15 protein-coding genes are annotated in these 18,429 nt (G+C 49.7%); all 15 read left to right on the forward strand.

Features of this window, described 5'->3' with window-relative positions:
- The first annotated feature begins 12 nt into the window (after positions 1–12).
- The 15 genes from ACW9JV_RS08535 (at position 13) to ACW9JV_RS08605 (ending at position 18,411) form a co-directional block, all read left to right on the forward strand.
- On the forward strand, positions 13–1,713 hold the full coding sequence (locus ACW9JV_RS08535; RefSeq protein WP_457333274.1) for a proline--tRNA ligase: 1,701 nt from the start codon (positions 13–15) through the stop codon (positions 1,711–1,713).
- A gap of 31 nt (positions 1,714–1,744) precedes the next feature.
- Positions 1,745–6,043, forward strand: coding sequence for a PolC-type DNA polymerase III (locus ACW9JV_RS08540; RefSeq protein ID WP_457333276.1), 4,299 nt, complete (start codon positions 1,745–1,747; stop codon positions 6,041–6,043).
- Positions 6,044–6,237: 194 nt separating this feature from the next.
- On the forward strand, positions 6,238–6,708 hold the full coding sequence (gene rimP / locus ACW9JV_RS08545; protein WP_457333278.1) for a ribosome maturation factor RimP: 471 nt from the start codon (positions 6,238–6,240) through the stop codon (positions 6,706–6,708).
- A 57-nt stretch (positions 6,709–6,765) separates the two neighbouring features.
- Positions 6,766–7,959, forward strand: coding sequence for a transcription termination factor NusA (nusA, locus tag ACW9JV_RS08550; protein WP_457333280.1), 1,194 nt, complete (start codon positions 6,766–6,768; stop codon positions 7,957–7,959).
- A gap of 19 nt (positions 7,960–7,978) precedes the next feature.
- Entirely contained in the window at positions 7,979–8,254 is a 276-nt protein-coding gene (gene rnpM / locus ACW9JV_RS08555; protein WP_457333282.1) for an RNase P modulator RnpM, read from the forward strand.
- Complete coding sequence (locus ACW9JV_RS08560; RefSeq protein WP_457333284.1) at positions 8,251–8,553, forward strand: L7Ae/L30e/S12e/Gadd45 family ribosomal protein; 303 nt, start codon at positions 8,251–8,253, stop codon at positions 8,551–8,553. The genes rnpM and ACW9JV_RS08560 overlap by 4 nt, the downstream gene beginning before the upstream one ends.
- A gap of 18 nt (positions 8,554–8,571) precedes the next feature.
- Complete coding sequence (infB, locus tag ACW9JV_RS08565; protein WP_457333286.1) at positions 8,572–10,722, forward strand: translation initiation factor IF-2; 2,151 nt, start codon at positions 8,572–8,574, stop codon at positions 10,720–10,722.
- A complete protein-coding gene (locus tag ACW9JV_RS08570) occupies positions 10,719–10,997 on the forward strand; it encodes a DUF503 domain-containing protein (RefSeq protein ID WP_457333288.1) in 279 nt (92 codons plus the stop codon). Before infB ends, ACW9JV_RS08570 begins: the two co-directional genes overlap by 4 nt.
- 16 nt (positions 10,998–11,013) lie before the next feature.
- A complete protein-coding gene (gene rbfA, locus ACW9JV_RS08575) occupies positions 11,014–11,367 on the forward strand; it encodes a 30S ribosome-binding factor RbfA (protein ID WP_457333290.1) in 354 nt (117 codons plus the stop codon).
- Positions 11,368–11,420: 53 nt separating this feature from the next.
- Positions 11,421–12,356: a tRNA pseudouridine(55) synthase TruB gene (gene truB / locus ACW9JV_RS08580; protein WP_457333292.1), complete on the forward strand. Its 936-nt coding sequence runs from the start codon at positions 11,421–11,423 to the stop codon at positions 12,354–12,356.
- A gap of 17 nt (positions 12,357–12,373) precedes the next feature.
- Positions 12,374–13,339 (forward strand): riboflavin biosynthesis protein RibF, encoded by a 966-nt coding sequence (gene ribF, locus ACW9JV_RS08585; RefSeq protein WP_457333294.1) that lies wholly within the window; start codon positions 12,374–12,376, stop codon positions 13,337–13,339.
- Between the two features lie 142 nt (positions 13,340–13,481).
- Positions 13,482–13,751 (forward strand): 30S ribosomal protein S15, encoded by a 270-nt coding sequence (gene rpsO / locus ACW9JV_RS08590; RefSeq protein WP_457333296.1) that lies wholly within the window; start codon positions 13,482–13,484, stop codon positions 13,749–13,751.
- A gap of 231 nt (positions 13,752–13,982) precedes the next feature.
- A complete protein-coding gene (locus ACW9JV_RS08595; RefSeq protein WP_457334674.1) occupies positions 13,983–16,073 on the forward strand; it encodes a polyribonucleotide nucleotidyltransferase in 2,091 nt (696 codons plus the stop codon).
- A 99-nt stretch (positions 16,074–16,172) separates the two neighbouring features.
- On the forward strand, positions 16,173–17,132 hold the full coding sequence (locus ACW9JV_RS08600; RefSeq protein ID WP_457333298.1) for a polysaccharide deacetylase family protein: 960 nt from the start codon (positions 16,173–16,175) through the stop codon (positions 17,130–17,132).
- Between the two features lie 25 nt (positions 17,133–17,157).
- Complete coding sequence (locus ACW9JV_RS08605) at positions 17,158–18,411, forward strand: M16 family metallopeptidase (protein WP_457333300.1); 1,254 nt, start codon at positions 17,158–17,160, stop codon at positions 18,409–18,411.
- The last annotated feature ends 18 nt before the right edge of the window (positions 18,412–18,429 follow it).

Genomic DNA, 18,429 nt, shown 5'->3' on the forward strand with positions numbered 1-18,429 from the left:
AGGGTCTTACGTATGAGACAGCAGTTTTTATTTAATCCTACCTTACGGGATATACCGCAGGGTGCAGATATTCCAAGTCACCAGCTTATGCTGCGGGCAGGCCTTATCCGCCAGACAGCTTCCGGTATTTATTCCTATCTTCCGCTCGGTAAAAGAGTGCTGAATAACGTCGAAGAGATTATCAGGGAAGAAATGGATAAAAGCGGGGCTCAGGAGATTCTCATGCCGGCGGTGCAGCCGTCGGAGCTGTGGGAAGAATCCGGACGTCTCGGCGATTACGGCCCTGAACTGATGAGGTTAAATGACCGCAATGAGCGGGAGTTTGTACTGGGGCCGACCCATGAAGAAGTGATCACGAGCCTTGTTCGTGATGAACTGAACTCCTACAAAAAACTCCCTGTCAATCTGTATCAGATTCAAACCAAATACCGCGATGAACGTCGTCCGCGTTTCGGGGTGCTCCGCTCCAGGGAGTTCATTATGAAAGATGCCTATTCGTTTAATCCGGATGAAGAAAGCCTGGCTCTGAGCTATGATTCTATGTATGAGGCCTACTCTAATATATTTAAACGGTGCGGTCTTGATTTCCGGGCGGTTAAAGCCGATGCGGGCGCGATAGGCGGAAAAGGCGGAACCCACGAATTTATGGTATTATCCGATGTCGGGGAAGATACGATTGCCTATTCCGATGCTTCCGATTACGCAGCGAATCTTGAAATTGCCGACCTTCCGGATGTTTACACTCTAAGAAGTCCCGCAGAAGAGAGGGAAACAGTACATACCCCGGAGGTGCGGTCGATAGAAGATGTTTCGTCTTATCTTTCCCTGCCGGCGGAACGACTCTTCAAGTCGGTTCTTTTTATGATCGACGACAAACCGGTGCTGTTTGTATGCCGGGGGGACCATGAGCTGAATGACATAAAAATCGGGAATACGTTTGATGCCGGACAGGTCAGGCTTGCAGAAGAGGAGGAAATCCGGGAGCTGTTTGGCACAGAATCCGGGTTCATCGGCCCTGTTGGAGTTCCGGAAGATGTGACAGTAGTGGCGGACTATGCCGTGAAAAGTGTTTCTTCCGGGGTGTGCGGGGCGAATGAGGCGGATACACACCTGCTTCATGTCCATCCGGAACGCGATATGAAGGTGGAGCAGTACGGGGACTTCCGTTTTGTACAAGAAGGAGATCCTGCACCCGATGAAACCGGAACGATTCAATTCGCCAAAGGCATAGAGGTCGGTCACGTGTTTAAACTTGGAACGAAATACAGTGAAGCGCTTGGAGCGTCTTACCTTGATGAAAACGGTCGTTCCCGGCCCCTCTTGATGGGCTGTTACGGCATCGGTGTCAGCCGGACGCTGGCGGCGGTCATTGAGCAGCATCATGACGAAGACGGCTTGAGCTGGCCGGCAGCCCTTGCGCCGTTTGACCTGCACCTTCTCGTTTTGAACGCAAAACAGGAAGACCAGATGGAACTCGGTGAATCTCTTTACGACACGCTCCGTCAGGCAGGCTACGACGTTCTGTTTGATGACCGGAACGAGAGAGCGGGCGTAAAGTTTAAGGACGCTGACCTGGTCGGAATGCCGGTCCGGATTACATGCGGTAAAAAAGCAGCAGACGGGATAGTGGAAGTGAAAACAAGGCAGACCGGTGATATGGAAGAAGTGCACGCAGACCGTCTTGCCGGTTATCTCTTATCATTATTCAGCTGACGTCGTGCTGTAACTGGAAAGGGGGGTTACCATGACGAGTGAGGACGAGCAGATAAGAAAAGAACGTTTCCAGCTTCTGATGGAGCAGATCGGCATGCCCGAAGACCAGGTACATGCTTATCTGCAGGATGGAAGCATTCAGAAGCTGTCCATCAATAAAGAAAGCCAGACATGGCACTTCTATTTCATCTTAAACAGCCATCTGCCCTATACGGTCTTTGCCGGTCTGCAGGAACGTATGCTGCAGGCTTTCCGCCACATTGCCACTGTCCGGTTTTCCATTACTTATGATCCGGCACCGCTTCCTTTGGACCATCTTCCGGAGTACTGGCCTTCCATTACCGCCCGTCTGGAAGGCATCGCTCCGTATCTGCGTCAGCGCTTAAACGGCGGGGCGCCGGAAGTGGAGAATGATACGCTGTTTGTTTCCTGTAAGAATGAAGCAGAGGGAACGATGCTGGAACGAAAGCTTCAGGAACCGCTGAATGACATCATTCAGTCGTTCGGTTTTCCTGCCTGCAGAGTTGCTGCATCGGTGGAGACATCGGAAGAAGAAGTGGCCCGTTTCGAAGAACAAAAGAAACAGGAAGATCAGTCCAAAGTCGTAGAAGCGATGATGGAGAAAAAGAAACAGGAACAGCAGAACCAACAGGAACAGGCTGCAAGGAAACTGCAGATCGGTTATCCGATCAAAGACGACCCGCTCCCACTGGAGTCCATTGAAGACGAGGAACGGCGCATCACCGCCCAGGGGTACGTATTTGAAGCGGAGACAAGAGAGCTGCGGAGCGGCCGCACGCTGCTGACATTCAAAATCACGGATTATACCGATTCTATTCTCGTGAAAATGTTTTCCCGTGACAAAGAGGACGTCCCGCAGTATGAGGCGGTTAAAAAAGGGATGTGGCTGAAGGTTCGCGGCGGCATACAAAACGATATGTACGTCCGTGATCTGGTCATGATAGCAAATGACGTGACAGAGGTGGATCCTTCCGTGCGTCATGATGAGTCCGGGGAAAAAAGAGTGGAACTGCATGCTCATACCGTCATGAGCCAGATGGATGCGGTCGCCACGGCATCCGGCTACATTGAAAAAGCCGCCGAATGGGGCCATGAAGCTGTTGCCATTACGGATCACGCTGTGGTGCAGTCTTTCCCGGAAGCGTATGAAGCCGAAAAGAAACATGGAGTAAAAGTGCTGTACGGCATGGAAGCCAATCTTGTCGATGACGGAGTACCGATCGCTTACAATGAAGCAGACCGGCCGCTTGCCGACGATACATATGTTGTGTTTGACGTCGAGACAACCGGATTGTCCGTCGTGTATGACACGATCATTGAACTGGCTGCTGTGAAAGTAAAAGACGGAGAAATTATCGACCGGTTCGAGTCGTTTGCCAATCCGCATGAAAAACTGACAGCTACGATTACGGATTTAACAGGAATTACGGATGATATGCTTGAAAATCAGCCTGAAGTAGAAGATGTTCTCCGTGACTTTCACGCGTTCTGCAGCGATACCGTACTGGTTGCGCACAATGCCGGTTTTGACATGGGCTTTTTAAATGAAGGATATAAAAAAGCCGGACTTGAAAAAGCGGCGAATCCAGTCATTGATACGCTGGAACTGGGCCGGTTCCTGTATCCGCATTTAAAAAACCACCGCCTTAACACGTTGTGCAAAACGTTTGATATCGAGCTTGTGAGCCATCACCGTGCCATTTATGACGCGGAAGCCACCGGTTATCTGCTTTGGAAAATGGTGAAAGATGCACTGCAGCAGAATCTTACGATCCACAAGGATTTGAACCGGAACATGGGGCAGGGGGACTTTCACCGCCTCCGTCCTTCCCACTGCACGTTAATCGCCCAGACGCAGGAAGGACTGAAAAATTTATACCAGCTTGTCTCGCTGTCGCATGTAGATTACTTTTACCGGACGCCGCGGATTCCGCGGTCCAAACTGCAGAAACACCGGGATGGCATTCTCGTTGGTTCAGCCTGTGATAAAGGCGAAGTGTTTGAGACGATGATGCAGAAATCGTGGGAAGATGCCAGATCAGCTGCGGAATTTTATGATTATCTGGAAGTGCAGCCTCCCGCGAATTATGCACATCTGGTCGAAAAGGAACTGGTGAAGAGCGAAGATGCGGTGCTTGATATTATCCAGAAAATTATCCGGCTCGGCAGAGAGCTCCAAAAACCGGTCGCAGCCACCGGAAACGCCCATTATATTGAACCGGAAGAGCATATTTACCGGAAAATCCTGATTGCTTCCCAGGGCGGTGCGAATCCGCTCAATAAGCAGACGCTGCCCGATGTACCATTTAGAACGACACAGGAAATGCTGGAAAGCTTTTCGTTTCTCGGAGAGGACGAAGCGGCGGAAGTTGTCATTCATACGCCGAACAGGCTGGCGCAGCAGATAGAACACCTGGAACCGGTGCCGGACGATTTGTATACGCCGAACATTGAAGGGTCCGACCAGGAAATCCGGGATATGTGTTATACCAAAGCACAACGCATTTACGGGAAAGAACTGCCGGATATCGTGGAACAACGTCTTGAAAGAGAACTGGAAAGCATTATCGGCCACGGTTTTGCCGTCATTTATTTAATATCCCAGAAACTCGTGACAAAGTCGCTGGAAGACGGGTATCTTGTCGGATCGCGGGGGTCGGTCGGTTCTTCATTTGTAGCAACTATGACCGACATCACCGAAGTGAACCCGCTTCCTCCGCATTATGTGTGTCCGTCCTGCTGCCATTCTGAGTTCTTCAATGACGGCTCGGTCGGCTCCGGGTTTGACCTTCCGGAAAAACCTTGCTCGAACTGCGGGACGACGTATCAGAAGGACGGGCATGACATTCCTTTTGAAACCTTTCTAGGATTCAAGGGAGATAAAGTACCTGATATTGATTTGAACTTTTCCGGGGATTATCAGCCATATGCCCACAATTATACGAAAGAGCTGTTTGGTGAAGATCGCGTCTATCGTGCAGGAACGATCGGCACCGTGGCGGATAAAACCGCGTACGGTTTCGTGAAAGGATATCAGAATGACCTGGACGCGTATTACCGGGGGGCGGAAATCGACCGGCTCGTCTCCGGCTGCACCGGAGTGAAACGGACAACCGGCCAGCATCCCGGAGGCATTATCGTTGTGCCGGATGAATACGATATTCATGATTTCAGCCCTATCCAGTTCCCTGCCGATGATAAGGATTCGGAATGGAAAACAACCCATTACGATTTTCATTCCATCCATGACAATCTGTTGAAACTGGATATCCTCGGGCACGATGATCCAACTGTGATCCGTATGCTTCAGGATTTAAGCGGCATTGATCCGAACGATATACCAGTTGATGATGAAAATGTCATGAAAATTTTCAGCGGGCCGGAAATCCTTGGAGTGACACCGGAACAAATCCTTTGTCAATCGGGGACGTATGGGATTCCTGAATTTGGAACGCGGTTTGTCCGTCAGATGCTGGAAGAAACGAACCCTTCCACGTTTTCCGAACTGGTGCAGATTTCCGGGCTTTCGCACGGAGCTGATGTCTGGCTCGGCAATGCTGATGAATTAATACGGAGCGGTACGTGTGAGCTTAAAGATGTCATCGGATGCCGTGACGACATTATGGTTTATCTGATTTATAAGGGCGTCGAGCACTCGCTGGCGTTTAAAATCATGGAGTTTGTCCGGAAAGGAAGAGGACTGGAAGAGGAATGGGTCGAGGAAATGAAGAACCACGGAGTACCGGACTGGTATATTGAGTCCTGCCTGAAAATCAAGTATATGTTTCCAAAAGCCCACGCAGCAGCGTATGTATTAATGGCTGTCCGTATTGCCTACTTTAAAGTCCATCATCCCATCCTTTTCTATGCTTCGTATTTTACGGTGCGTGCCGGTGATTTTGAAATACCGACGATGGTAAAAGGTGGTGCTTCGATCCGGTCAAGAATTCAAGAAATCCAGGCAAAAGGTCTGGAAGCTTCTCCTAAGGAAAAAAGTCTGGTTACCGTGCTCGAACTGGCTCTGGAAATGTGTGAACGGGGGTATTCTTTCCAGAAAGTGGACCTGTACCGTTCCAAAGCGAGTGAATTCGTCGTCGACGGGGACAGTCTGATTCCTCCGTTTGATTCTTTGGACGGGGTTGGCACAAATGCCGCCGCCAACATTGTGAAAGCGCGCGCCGACGGTGAATTTCTCTCCAAAGAAGACCTTCAGCAGCGCAGCAGGGCAACCAAAACGGTTATTGAGCATCTTGATCTGCACGGCTGTCTGGACGGACTCCCGGAATCGAACCAGCTCTCCCTGTTTTGAAGAGGCAGGGTTATCTTGCATTTACCGGAACACTGTGGTAAGATTTGAAACAGATACCTCGAATAAGCACGTCCGGAGAAGAGTGGGTTGCAGCCCACTCTTTCGTTTTGCCCGCCGGATCTGGTTTTGAACCGGTGGAGAAAGAGATGTGGAATACCGGGAAAGCTATGTCAGCGCAGTAAAGGAGGCAGGCGATGAGTAACAGGATTAAAGACCAGGCAGCTGAGCTCGCAGAGCCCCTCATTGAAGAGATGGGCCTGGAGCTTGTTGATATTGAATATAAAAAAGAAGGAAAGCACTGGTTTCTTAAAGTTTTTATTGACGGGGAAAACGGTGTCGATATTGAAGACTGCAGCAATGTCAGTGAAAAACTGAGCGAGGCGCTGGATCAGGAAAATATGATCCAGGGTGCGTATTATCTGGATGTGTCATCCCCGGGGGCCGAACGTCCATTGAAAACAAAAAAGGACCTCTCCCGTGCTGTAGGAAAGCATGTATATGTAACGACTTATGAAGCGGTGGACGGCGAAAAAGCTTTTGAAGGAACCCTTGCAGCTTTTGATGAAGATTGGCTTACGATTGAAACACAGGACAAACAAAAAACCGCCACTCGTCATGTGCCATATGACAAGGTGGCCAAAGCAAGACTTGCGATCCAATTTTAACAGACCCCGGCAGTAAGATGAGACCCGCAGCCGGTGTGAAGGGGGAAACCGATACTCATGAACAGTGATTTTATGGACGCCCTGTCCACATTGGAAACAGATAAAGGAATCGAAAAGGAAATTATTATCGAGGCGATAGAAGCTGCCTTGATTTCCGCCTACAAACGGAATTTCAACCAAGCCCAGAATGTGCGGATCGATATTGACCGGGACGACGGCACCATCCGCGTATTTGCCCGCAAGGAGGTTGTCGAAGAGGTATTTGATCCGAGATTGGAAATATCGCAGGAAGAAGCCGGGGAGATCGACCCGAATTATGAACTGGATGATGTCGTGGAACTGGAGGTCACGCCGAAAGATTTCGGCAGAATCGCCGCTCAGACGGCTAAACAGGTCGTAACACAGCGCGTCCGGGAAGCAGAACGGGGTATCATTTATTCTGATTTTATCGACCGCGAAGAAGATATCATGACCGGTATCGTCCAGCGCCAGGATAACCGGTTTATTTATGTGGATCTGGGCAAGGTGGAAGCTCTGCTTCCGCAGGGCGAGCAGATGCCCAATGAATCCTACCGCCACAATGACCGCCTGAAAGTGTATATTACAAAGGTGGAAAAGACGACAAAGGGGCCTCAGATTCTGATTTCCCGTTCTCATCCGGGACTGTTGAAGCGATTGTTTGAACTGGAAGTTCCGGAGATTTATGATGGTACCGTGGAAGTTCTTTCCGTGGCCCGTGAAGCCGGGGACCGTTCCAAAATATCGGTATATGCCGAAGATCCGGAAGTCGATCCGGTCGGTTCTTGTGTAGGGCCGAAAGGGCAGCGGGTACAGACGATTGTGAATGAGCTGAAAGGCGAAAAAATAGACATTGTTCATTATTCCGACGATGTGTTTGAATATGTTACCAACGCCTTAAGCCCTTCCAAAGTACTGGATGTGAAAGTCGATGAAGAGGATAAAAGCACATTGGTCATCGTACCGGATTACCAGTTGTCTCTTGCGATCGGCAAACGTGGACAGAATGCAAGGCTGGCCGCGAAACTGACCGGCTGGAAGATTGATATCAAGAGTGAATCCGAAGCACTTGAAAGCGGCTTATATGACCCTGAAAATCCTTCCTACGGAGCCCGCGGAACGCTTCCGGCAGAAGGGCAGGAAGACGATGCTGAAGAGGACGATGACCTTTTCCAGGCGGATACCGAAGAGGAGGAGCCTGAAGACGAAGACGACATAGAGGAAGAATATTGATGTCAGAAAGGGAGAGAGGATGGCGAAGAAAAAAAAGCCGATAAGAAAATGCATTGTCACAGGAAGCACCGCTGAAAAAAAAGAGCTGATCCGGGTGGTGAGAAGTCCGGAAGGTGAAGTGTTCGTGGATCCCGGCGGAAAAAAGAACGGCCGCGGCGCCTATATTACAAACAGCGAAGAGTGTTTTCTGGAGGCCAAACGTAAAGATGCTCTATCCCGTCATTTGAACATCAAGGTAACCGAAGAAGATTATGACCGTCTGCTGGAGGAAAGAAAGAAAGGAATAAAACGATGACAGCATCGATCTATTCGTTTTTGGGTCTTGCCGCTAAGGCAGGCAGAGTGAAAACAGGTGAGGGAGTCGTTTTGGATGGAATCAGAAACCGTTCTCTGTTTCTTGTCCTTATTGCCGGGGATGCTTCACCGAATACGAAAAAAAAATTTAAAGATAAATCCAGCTATTATCAGATCCCGTTCTATATCACCGGAAACCGGCAGGAGCTCGGCGCCTCCGTCGGCAAAGAAAGCCGGGTGCTTGTCGGCATAACAGATAAAGGTTTCGCAGAAAGGCTGATGACCATGCTGGATGAATAAAGGTGGAGGTTATGCTTAATGAGTAAGATGAGAATTTATGAATACGCCAAAACAGTCAATAAATCCAGTAAGGAAGTAGTGAATGAACTGAAAAATATGGATATACCGGTTTCCAATCATATGTCGGTGATTGATGACGACACCATTGCGAAGCTGGAAGGGAAAAATAAAAAACAGGATGCACCGTCGAACAATGGCGGCGGACAGAAAAAAGAATCCGCAAACAGTAACCAGGGAAATAATAATCAGCAGGGCGCACGCAGTAATAACCAAAGCCAGGGGAATCGGAAAAAGCCGAATCAGCCGAACCAGAACCAGCCGAAAAATAAAAAACAGAACAACCAGAACAACCAGCACAAAGGCAAAAAGAATAAAAAGAACAGCGGCGGCCAGAAGCGTAAACAGCAGGCCCCCACTCCGGAAAAAATCACTTTCACCGGCACTCTGACCGTCGGAGAGCTGGCGGATAAGCTGAACAAGGAATCTTCGGAAATCATTAAAAAGCTGATGAACCTTGGGGTAATGGCTACGATTAATGAAGACCTGGAAAAGGAATCCATCGAATTGATCGCAGGTGATTACAATGTAGACGTTGAGGAAGAAGTGAAAGTCGACGAACTTGATCTCGACCTTCAGGTGGAACATGATGATCCGGAATCGCTCGAAGAACGTCCTCCGGTTGTTACCATTATGGGCCATGTCGATCACGGTAAAACGACGCTGCTTGATTCGATCCGCCATACGAAAGTGACGGAAGGAGAAGCAGGAGGAATCACCCAGCACATCGGCGCGTATCAGGTGAAAGAAAACGATAAGAGAATCACATTTCTTGATACACCGGGTCACTCCGCCTTCACTACCATGCGAGCCCGCGGCGCCCAGGTCACCGATATTACGATTCTCGTGGTTGCAGCCGATGACGGTGTGATGCCGCAGACAAAAGAGGCAATCAACCACGCGAAAGCAGCGGAAGTGCCAATTATCGTTGCCGTTAACAAGATGGATAAGGAAGGCGCAAATCCGGACCGTGTCATGCAGGAGCTTACCGAATTTGAACTGGTGCCGGAAGCATGGGGCGGAGACACTATATTTGTGAACGTATCTGCCATTAACAACCAGGGACTGGATGAACTGCTTGAAATGATTCTGCTCGTAGCAGAAGTGGAAGAGCTGAAAGCCAACCCCGGCAAACGGGCACGTGGAACCGTGGTGGAAGCCGAACTGGATAAAGGACGCGGACCAGTGGCCACCCTGCTTGTTCAGGAAGGTACCATGAATGTCGGCGATCCGCTTGTAGTCGGCAATACGTACGGTAAAATCCGGGCCATGGTGAGCGATACAGGCAAACGGGTGAAATCGGCAGGCCCGTCCACCCCGGTTGAAATCACCGGACTGAACGGGGTGCCGCTCGCAGGTGATCAGTTTGTGCAGTTCCAGGATGAAAAGAAAGCCCGGCAGCTTGGCGAAGCCCGCGCTGTAAGAGCCCGCGAAGAAGAACGGAGCCAGACGGCGAAAGTCAGCATTGATGATCTCTTCAGCCAGATTCAGGAAAATGAAATGAAAGAAATCAATGTTATTGTCAAAGCTGACGTGCAGGGGTCTGTTGAAGCTGTAAAAGGTTCACTTGAAAAGATTGATGTGGAGGGTGTGAAAGTCAACATCATTCATGCCGGAGCAGGAGCCATTGCAGAATCCGATGTCATCCTTGCTTCCGCTTCCAATGGGATTATTATTGGATTCAATGTCCGTCCGGACGCCAATGCGAAACGGACAGCTGAGTCCGAGAAAGTAGACATCCGCCTCCATCGTGTTATTTATGATGCTATAGAGGAGATCGAATCGGCCATGAAAGGCATGCTTGATCCTGTCTATCAGGAAAAAGTAATCGGCCAGGTCGAAGTGCGCCAGCTATTTAAAGTATCACGTATCGGTACCATCGCGGGAAGCTATGTAACGGAAGGCAAGATCACAAGAGACTCTAATATCCGTGTGATCCGTGACGGGGTGGTCATCCACGAAGGAAAAATCAATGACCTGAAACGGTATAAGGACGATGCGAAAGAAGTACAGTCCGGATACGAGTGCGGTATAACCATCGAAAAATTCAATGACATTAAAGAAGGCGACATCATTGAAGCATATGTAATGGAGGAAGTTAAGCCGGCATGATCGGAGCCCTTCACTGCGAATGTTTCATTTATGAAGCACGCTCCCTGAAAGAAAAACGGGCTGTTGTCAAAAGTGTGACAACCAGAGTGAAACAGAAGCTGAATGCAGCCGCTGCTGAAATGGATCATCACGATCTCTGGCAGCGGACGGCATTTACCATCGTATCCGTGAACCGGGACCGTATCGTCGTGGAACAGGAGCTGCAGAAAGCCATGGAATTGATTGACCGGCATCCGGAACTGGAACGCACCATAACCGAATTTGAGTGGTTCTAGAAAGGAGGAATATCACATGAGCAACGTCAGAGCGGACCGTGTAGGAGAACAGATTAAAAAGGAAATGGCTGATATCCTCGCCAGGGAAGTAAAAGACCCTCGTGTTCAGTTTGTCACGGTGACAGGAGTCGATGTGACCGGCGATCTGCAGCAGGCCAGTGTGTTTGTCACGGTACTTGGCAACGAGGAAGATCAGGAAGATACCATCAAAGCTCTCCAGAAAGCACGCGGCTTTATACGAAGTGAAATCGGCAGCCGTATCCACCTTCGGAAAACGCCGGACATCTCTTTTCATTTTGATGAATCCATTGATTACGGCAATAGGATTGAGCGTCTGCTGAAAGAACTGAATGAAGAACATCAGGAGTAAAAGGCTTGGGCCGCTCAAGCCTTTTTCCTGTTCTGAAAAAGGGTGGTATACATATGGAAGACATGGTCATTCCCCTTTATAAAAACCGTGGATTAACCTCCCACGATTGTGTGGACCGTATCCGGCGCCTGTATGGGGTGAAAAAAGCGGGCCACACCGGTACGCTGGATCCTGATGCAGAAGGAGTGCTGCCGGTCTGTATCGGCAGAGCAACGAAAATCGCAGACTACATGACCGATTTTTGGAAACAGTATGAGGCACGGATCACACTCGGATATGCCACCTCCACCGAAGATGCCGGAGGAGAGATCACAGAGCAGAAGGAGCTGGGAGCTCCTCCTTCGGAACCAAGCATAAACGATACACTGCAATCCTTTCTGGGCAGACAGAAGCAGCTTCCTCCGATGTATTCGGCCGTAAAAGTAAACGGAAAAAAACTGTATGAATACGCGCGCGAAGGAAAAGTAGTGGAACGGCCCATGCGCGACATCGATATTTACTCGCTGCAGTACCTTCCGAGATCGATTACTTCCGATGGACAGACTGCCTCGTTTTGGATCGGCGTAGCGTGCAGCAAAGGAACATTCATACGCACCCTGGCTGTAGATATCGGACGTGCTCTCGGCAGCCCTGCTCATATGTCCGATTTGAAACGGACACGTTCCGGACCGGTGAAAGAAAAGGACTGTTTTACATTGGAGCAGCTGGAAGAGATAAAAGAGAATGGGAAGCTTGAAGAGACAGGCTTGTCTGTGGAAGAAGCGCTCCAGCACCTTCCTTTCGTGGAAGCGTCTGTAAAGACGGCGGAAAAGGTTCGGAACGGAGGTCTGCTTCGTAAAGAAGAAGGGGCGGAAGATCCTCCGTTTGTGTTTCTGTATCAAGGCAGGGCCATTGCCGTGTACGAAAACCATCCACAAAAGCCCGGACTTATTAAACCGAAAACGATGCTGGAACCTGCAGGACAGCATCCTTCTTCAGGAAATTCATGATCGGCAGGTGAAAACCGTTGCAAACCTTTTATCTTTCACAACAAAAAGAACTTTCTGCTTCGTTTCCGGAGATGGTGCTTGCGATCGGTTATTTTGACGGCGTGCATACCGGTCACCAGGAAGTGATCCGGACAGCAGCAGAGATTGCAGCTGAAAAAAAGTGCGCGCTCGGAGTGATGACGTTTCATCCTCACCCCAAAGTGGTTCTTTCACCGGAAACAAAAGAAGACAGCATGGCTTACATTACGCCGCTTCCACACAAAGAGGAGTGCCTGCAGCACGAAGGGCCGGACTACCTGTTTGTTGTGCAGTTTGATGCGTCTTTTGCGTCCCAGGAACCACAGGAATTTGTCGACCGCTACCTTCTCCCGCTCGAAGTCGTTCATGTCGTGGCAGGGTTTGATTTCTCTTACGGACGCCTGGGAAAAGGTACGATGGAAACACTCCCGTTTCATTCCCGCAGCCGGTTCGGACAGACAGTGGTGCGGGAGATTGCGGACGACGGTGAAAAAATCAGCTCCACCAGAATTAAAGAATATATTCAGTCAGGGCATATAGAGAGAGCCAATCATCTGCTGGGACGTCCCTACAGTGTCCGTGGTATCGTAGAAAGCGGGGAACAGCGGGGACGGACGATCGGATTTCCAACAGCCAATATCAAAACGCAGCATCCCTATGTCATACCCGCAGCCGGTGTGTATCCTGTCCGGCTGAAGCTCGGGGATGAATGGCTGGATGGAGTATCCAACATCGGATTCAATCCTACATTTCATGATGACTTACCGGACGAGCCGGTGATTGAAGTGTACATTTTTAACTTTGACGATGATATCTACGGCCGGAACGTGGAAGTTTGTTTCTACACATTTATCCGCGGAGAAGAAAAGTTTAACAGCGTGGAAGCATTGATAGAAGAAATGAACCAGGATACAGAAAAAGCCCGTGCCGTACTCGCCAAAGATCCTGATGTCCCCCGGGTGTAACAAAAATCTTCTCTTGCATTCTGCCTCAAAAACCGGTATTCTAGTGACTGTAACAAGGAAGCCAGCCATTGCTCGGTCAAGACGTTCCTCCGGCGTATGACTGGGGAATCGGCGGTTATAAAAGAAAAAGGAGGTGCCAGTCATGGCATTAACAATCGAAAGAAAACAGGAACTTGTTAAGGAGTTCAAGACGCATGATAATGATACCGGATCTCCGGAAGTACAGGTAGCTATCCTTACAGAGCAGATTACATCATTAAACCAGCATTTGCGGGATCACAAAAAGGACCATCATTCCCGCCGCGGCCTTCTGAAAATGGTAGGTAAACGCCGTAACCTGCTTACCTTTCTGCGGAAAAAGGACGTTACAAGATACCGCAATCTTATTAACAAGCTTGGTCTGCGTCGATAAAGAGCGAAAAGCGGGAGTAATCCCGCTTTTTGTTATTGATATAAAAAGGTGCGGGGCGGCTGTTTACGACATCGCTGTCCTGCTCATGCTGCAGCCTTCGATCTGCCGTTCACGCGGGGAGGAAAAGGAACCATAAACTTTTCTTCCTCCATGGCCGGATTGTAAAATAAGAGGCAGAAGGATACACTTTACGTAAAGATTATTATTGTACAGGAGGAAGATCCTTTGGAGATGGAACAGAATATGCAGACATTTACATTTGACTGGGCCGGGAGGGAATTAACGATCGAAACCGGTCAGCTTGCCAAACAGGCAAACGGTGCTGTGATGGTAAGGTACGGAGATACGGCTGTGCTCTCCACCGCCACCGCTTCCGACAGCCCGAAAGACCTTCCCTTTTTTCCGCTGACCGTGAATTATGAGGAACGTCTTTATGCGGCGGGAAAAATACCTGGAGGCTTTATTAAAAGGGAGGGGCGTCCCAGTGATGAAGCGGTGCTGACAAGCCGTCTGATCGACCGGCCGATCCGCCCTCTGTTTCCGGACGGTTTCCGGAATGAAGTGCAGGTTGTGAGCATGGTAATGAGTTCGGACCAGAACTGCTCTTCGGAGATGGCGGCGATGCTTGGTTCATCGCTGGCACTTACTCTTTCGGACATTCCTTTTTCCGGACCTGTCGCCGGTGTCAAGGTAGGCAGAGTGGACGGGGAATTTGTTATTAATCCAACGGTTGAACAGGAAGAGAAAAGCGATATTGAATTAACCGTTGCCGGAACAAAAGATGCAATTAATATGGTGGAAGCCGGCGCTTCTGAAGTACCGGAAGAAGATATGCTCGAAGCGATCATGTTCGGTCATGAAGAAATCAAGCGCCTTGTGGCATTCCAGGAGGATATTGCAGCCCAGGCCGGCACCGGCGAAGAGATGGAGATTGAGCTGAAACAGCCGGCAGAAGAGCTTGCTGAAAGAGTCCGTGAAGCCGGGGAAGCACGCTTAAAGGAAGCCGTCCTCGTAAAAGAAAAAAAATCGCGCGAGCAGGCGGTGGATGAAGCAAAAGAAGCTGTTATGGAGCAGTTTGATGAAGAAGAGCAGGACGATGTAAATGAGATACTGAAGAATATTGAAAAAGAAGAATTCCGGCGTTTTATCACGGAAGAAAAGATTCGTCCGGATGGACGAGGACCTGAAGATATCAGAAATCTTGCCTCCCAGGTACAGCTGCTGCCGCGCACCCACGGTTCCGGCTTGTTCACACGCGGCCAGACGCAGGCGCTCAGTGTATGCACACTTGGTCCTCTCGGCGATGTGCAGGTACTGGACGGCCTCGGCATGGAAGAATCAAAGCGGTTCATGCACCATTACAATTTTCCTTCCTTCAGCGTCGGGGAAACAGGTCCGATGCGTGGACCGGGACGCCGGGAAATTGGCCACGGTGCGCTCGGGGAGCGGGCCCTTGAACCGGTCATCCCGCCGGAAAAAGACTTTCCATATACAATCCGTCTCGTATCGGAAGTGCTGGAGTCCAACGGATCGACATCGCAGGCCAGTATCTGCGCCAGCATTCTTGCCATGATGGATGCCGGTGTCCCAATTAAAGCACCGGTGGCAGGAATTGCAATGGGGCTTGTGAAAGAGGGAGAAGACCTTACGGTTCTGACTGATATTCAGGGAATGGAAGATGCGCTTGGTGACATGGACTTTAAAGTAGCCGGAACAGAAGAGGGCGTGACCGCTCTGCAGATGGACATTAAGATAGCCGGCATCAACCGGGAAGTGCTTGAATACGCACTGGAAAAAGCACGGAGCGCACGACTGAAAGTGCTGGAGAATATGCTTTCGGCTATTAGCGAGACGAGAAGTGAACTGTCTGAATATGCACCGAAAATTCTAACCATGTCGATTTCTCCGGATAAAATCCGGGACGTGATCGGGCCAAGCGGCAAAACGATCAACCAGATCATTGAAGATACGGGTGTGAAGATCGATATTGAACAGGACGGCACGGTCTATATTTCATCGACAGATGCGGCTGCCAATGATAACGCGAAAAAACAGATCGAAGACCTGATCCGGGAAGTCGAAGTCGGCGAGACGTATCTCGGCAAAGTGAAACGCATTGAGAAATTTGGCGCGTTTGTGGAAATTTTCAAAGGCAAAGACGGGCTTGTCCATATTTCCCAGCTGGCGGAAGAACGTGTGAATAAAGTCGAAGACGTCGTGCAGATCGGAGATGAAATTCTTGTGAAGGTAACGGAAATTGATAATCAGGGACGAGTGAACCTGTCCAGAAAGGCGCTTTTGAACGAGCAGAATCAAAACTAAACGATCGGCAGGAAGGAAAGACTTGGCGGATGCCAAGTTCTTTTTCATGTTCTAACTCCTGCTCTTGTGATCATATTGTACAAGCAGGAGGGAGATATCATGAAAAAGGTGCTGCTTTCCTTGCCTTTCTTTCTGCTTATTTTGATTATCATTTTGGAGAAGAGCCTGCCGTATCATACGGTGTTTTCGATACATAAGGAAGAGTCTGCTCCGGTATCTGCGGATTCACCGGGCGGTTCCATCTATGAGAAACTGGAAGAAGCCGCTGACGAACTAAATGAACCGCCCCGTGATGCGGTGATCGATAAAGTGTGGAAGGCTGTTCCCGGCTATAACGGCAGGATGGTGAACATGAAGGCTTCGTTTGAAGCAATGAAGGAGGAGGACGAATTCCGGGAGGATGAATTAGTCATCGAGCAGATTCCTCCGCAGGTACACCTCCGTGACCTTCCGCCAGCTCCGGTTTATAAAGGAAACCCGGCCAAGCCGGCAGCAGCGCTGATGATTAATGTATCCTGGGGAGACCGTTACATTCCCCGCCTTCTCAAAATTCTTCGGGAAGAAAAGGTAAAGGCGACCTTTTTTCTCGAAGGACGGTGGGTGCAGAATCAGCCCAGATCCGCTAAAATGATCGAAGAAGAAGGCCATGAAATCGGCAGCCACGCGTTTTCGCACCCTGATCTGGCTGCTTCCGGCAAAGAAGACATAAAGCGGGAACTGACACAGACGGATGAAGTTCTGAAAGCAGTATTATCTGAAGAACCGGAACTGTTCGCCCCGCCGTCGGGCAGTTATAACGATGAAGTGGTGGAAACAGCTGACGCCCTCGGCATGCATACCATCCTCTGGACGGTCGATACGGTGGACTGGAAAGATCCGGATCCTGCAGCGATGGCCTCCCGGACGGCATCAAAGGTCGATAATGGTTCATTGATATTAATGCATCCTACTGCTGCAGCATCCGCCGGTTTAAAAGATATGATACAAAAAATCAAGGCAGAGGGAATACGCCTGGACACTGTGTCGGGCGTACTGGATGAAACCCGCATTGATGGATAGGTGCAACGGAGAAGGAGGAATCTTGTTGATGGAACGAAACAGGCTGTCAAACGGGCTGCGGGTGGTGACCGAACATATTCCAACCGTGCGCTCCATGACGATCGGAATCTGGATCGGTACGGGGTCCAGGTATGAAACCGCAGAAGAAAATGGTATATCGCACTTTCTGGAACATATGTTTTTTAAGGGGACAAAAAACCGGTCCGCTGCAGAGATCGCAGAGAGCTTTGATAAAATCGGCGGGCAGGTCAATGCGTTCACGTCCAAAGAATATACCTGTTTTTATGCCAAAGTGCTCGATGAACATACAGAGAAGGCATTATCGGTGCTTGCCGATATGCTGTTTCACTCCCGTTTTGACCCTGAAGAAATCGAAAAGGAAAGACAGGTCATCATGGAGGAAATCAAAATGGTGGAAGATACGCCTGATGATGTGATCCATGATTATCTGGACCGGGAGGCGTTCGGCAGTCATCCGCTGGGACGCCCGATTCTCGGAACGGAAGATACGGTACGCGCCTTTACAAGGGAAGGGCTGCTTGATTACATGGAACGATATTATACAGCAGGAAACATTGTTATCTCAGCTGCCGGAAATGACACAGGAGGACTGCTGGAATATCTGGAAGCATTGTTCGGCGGGCTTTTTCCGGGATCACGGGAGCAGACACTCCAGAAACCGATATTTCTGCCCGGCAAAAAAGGCATCCCGAAAGAAACAGAACAGGCCCATCTCTGTATCGGATTTCCCGGGGCGGCCATGGATGAGGAGAGTACGTATCCTCTGATGTTATTGAACAATGCGCTCGGCGGCAGTATGAGCAGCCGTCTGTTTCAGCGGATCCGTGAAGATAAAGGACTGGCGTATTCAGTGTTTTCTTTCCATGTTCCGTTTCTCGACACGGGGCTGCTCACTATTTATGCCGGAACCGGCATGGACCAGCAGGAAGAAGCGATGGACGCTGTTTTGAAGACCGTGAAAGAAATTGCTGTGGACGGATTGACGGACAAAGAACTGGAAAATGGGAAAGCACAGTTGAAAGGAAATTTGATGCTCGGTTTGGAAAGCACAAGCAGCCGCATGTCCAGAAATGGCAGAAATGAGCTGCTGCTCGGCAGGCACCGGACGCTCGATGACGTGGTGAACCGGCTGGAAGCTGTCCGTCCGGAAGATATCCAGAATACAGCGTCTTCCATTTTCGGAGATGATTATGCGTTTTCCTATATTACAAAAAGCGGTGTGCTTCCTTCCGTTTTACAGGAAAGTTCCCATTCATGAACGATCTGGAAGGAGGAT

The organism is Salibacterium sp. K-3 (assembly GCF_054052005.1).

Bases quoted from the DNA above. Each gene is read 5' to 3' on its own strand.
- ACW9JV_RS08535 (WP_457333274.1), top strand. From the start codon at position 13: ATGAGACAGCAGTTTTTATTTAATCCTACCTTACGGGATATACCGCAG.
- ACW9JV_RS08540 (WP_457333276.1), top strand. From the start codon at position 1,745: ATGACGAGTGAGGACGAGCAGATAAGAAAAGAACGTTTCCAGCTTCTG.
- rimP (WP_457333278.1), top strand. From the start codon at position 6,238: ATGAGTAACAGGATTAAAGACCAGGCAGCTGAGCTCGCAGAGCCCCTC.
- nusA (WP_457333280.1), top strand. From the start codon at position 6,766: ATGAACAGTGATTTTATGGACGCCCTGTCCACATTGGAAACAGATAAA.
- rnpM (WP_457333282.1), top strand. From the start codon at position 7,979: ATGGCGAAGAAAAAAAAGCCGATAAGAAAATGCATTGTCACAGGAAGC.
- ACW9JV_RS08560 (WP_457333284.1), top strand. From the start codon at position 8,251: ATGACAGCATCGATCTATTCGTTTTTGGGTCTTGCCGCTAAGGCAGGC.
- infB (WP_457333286.1), top strand. From the start codon at position 8,572: ATGAGTAAGATGAGAATTTATGAATACGCCAAAACAGTCAATAAATCC.
- ACW9JV_RS08570 (WP_457333288.1), top strand. From the start codon at position 10,719: ATGATCGGAGCCCTTCACTGCGAATGTTTCATTTATGAAGCACGCTCC.
- rbfA (WP_457333290.1), top strand. From the start codon at position 11,014: ATGAGCAACGTCAGAGCGGACCGTGTAGGAGAACAGATTAAAAAGGAA.
- truB (WP_457333292.1), top strand. From the start codon at position 11,421: ATGGAAGACATGGTCATTCCCCTTTATAAAAACCGTGGATTAACCTCC.
- rpsO (WP_457333296.1), top strand. From the start codon at position 13,482: ATGGCATTAACAATCGAAAGAAAACAGGAACTTGTTAAGGAGTTCAAG.
- ACW9JV_RS08595 (WP_457334674.1), top strand. From the start codon at position 13,983: ATGGAACAGAATATGCAGACATTTACATTTGACTGGGCCGGGAGGGAA.
- ACW9JV_RS08600 (WP_457333298.1), top strand. From the start codon at position 16,173: ATGAAAAAGGTGCTGCTTTCCTTGCCTTTCTTTCTGCTTATTTTGATT.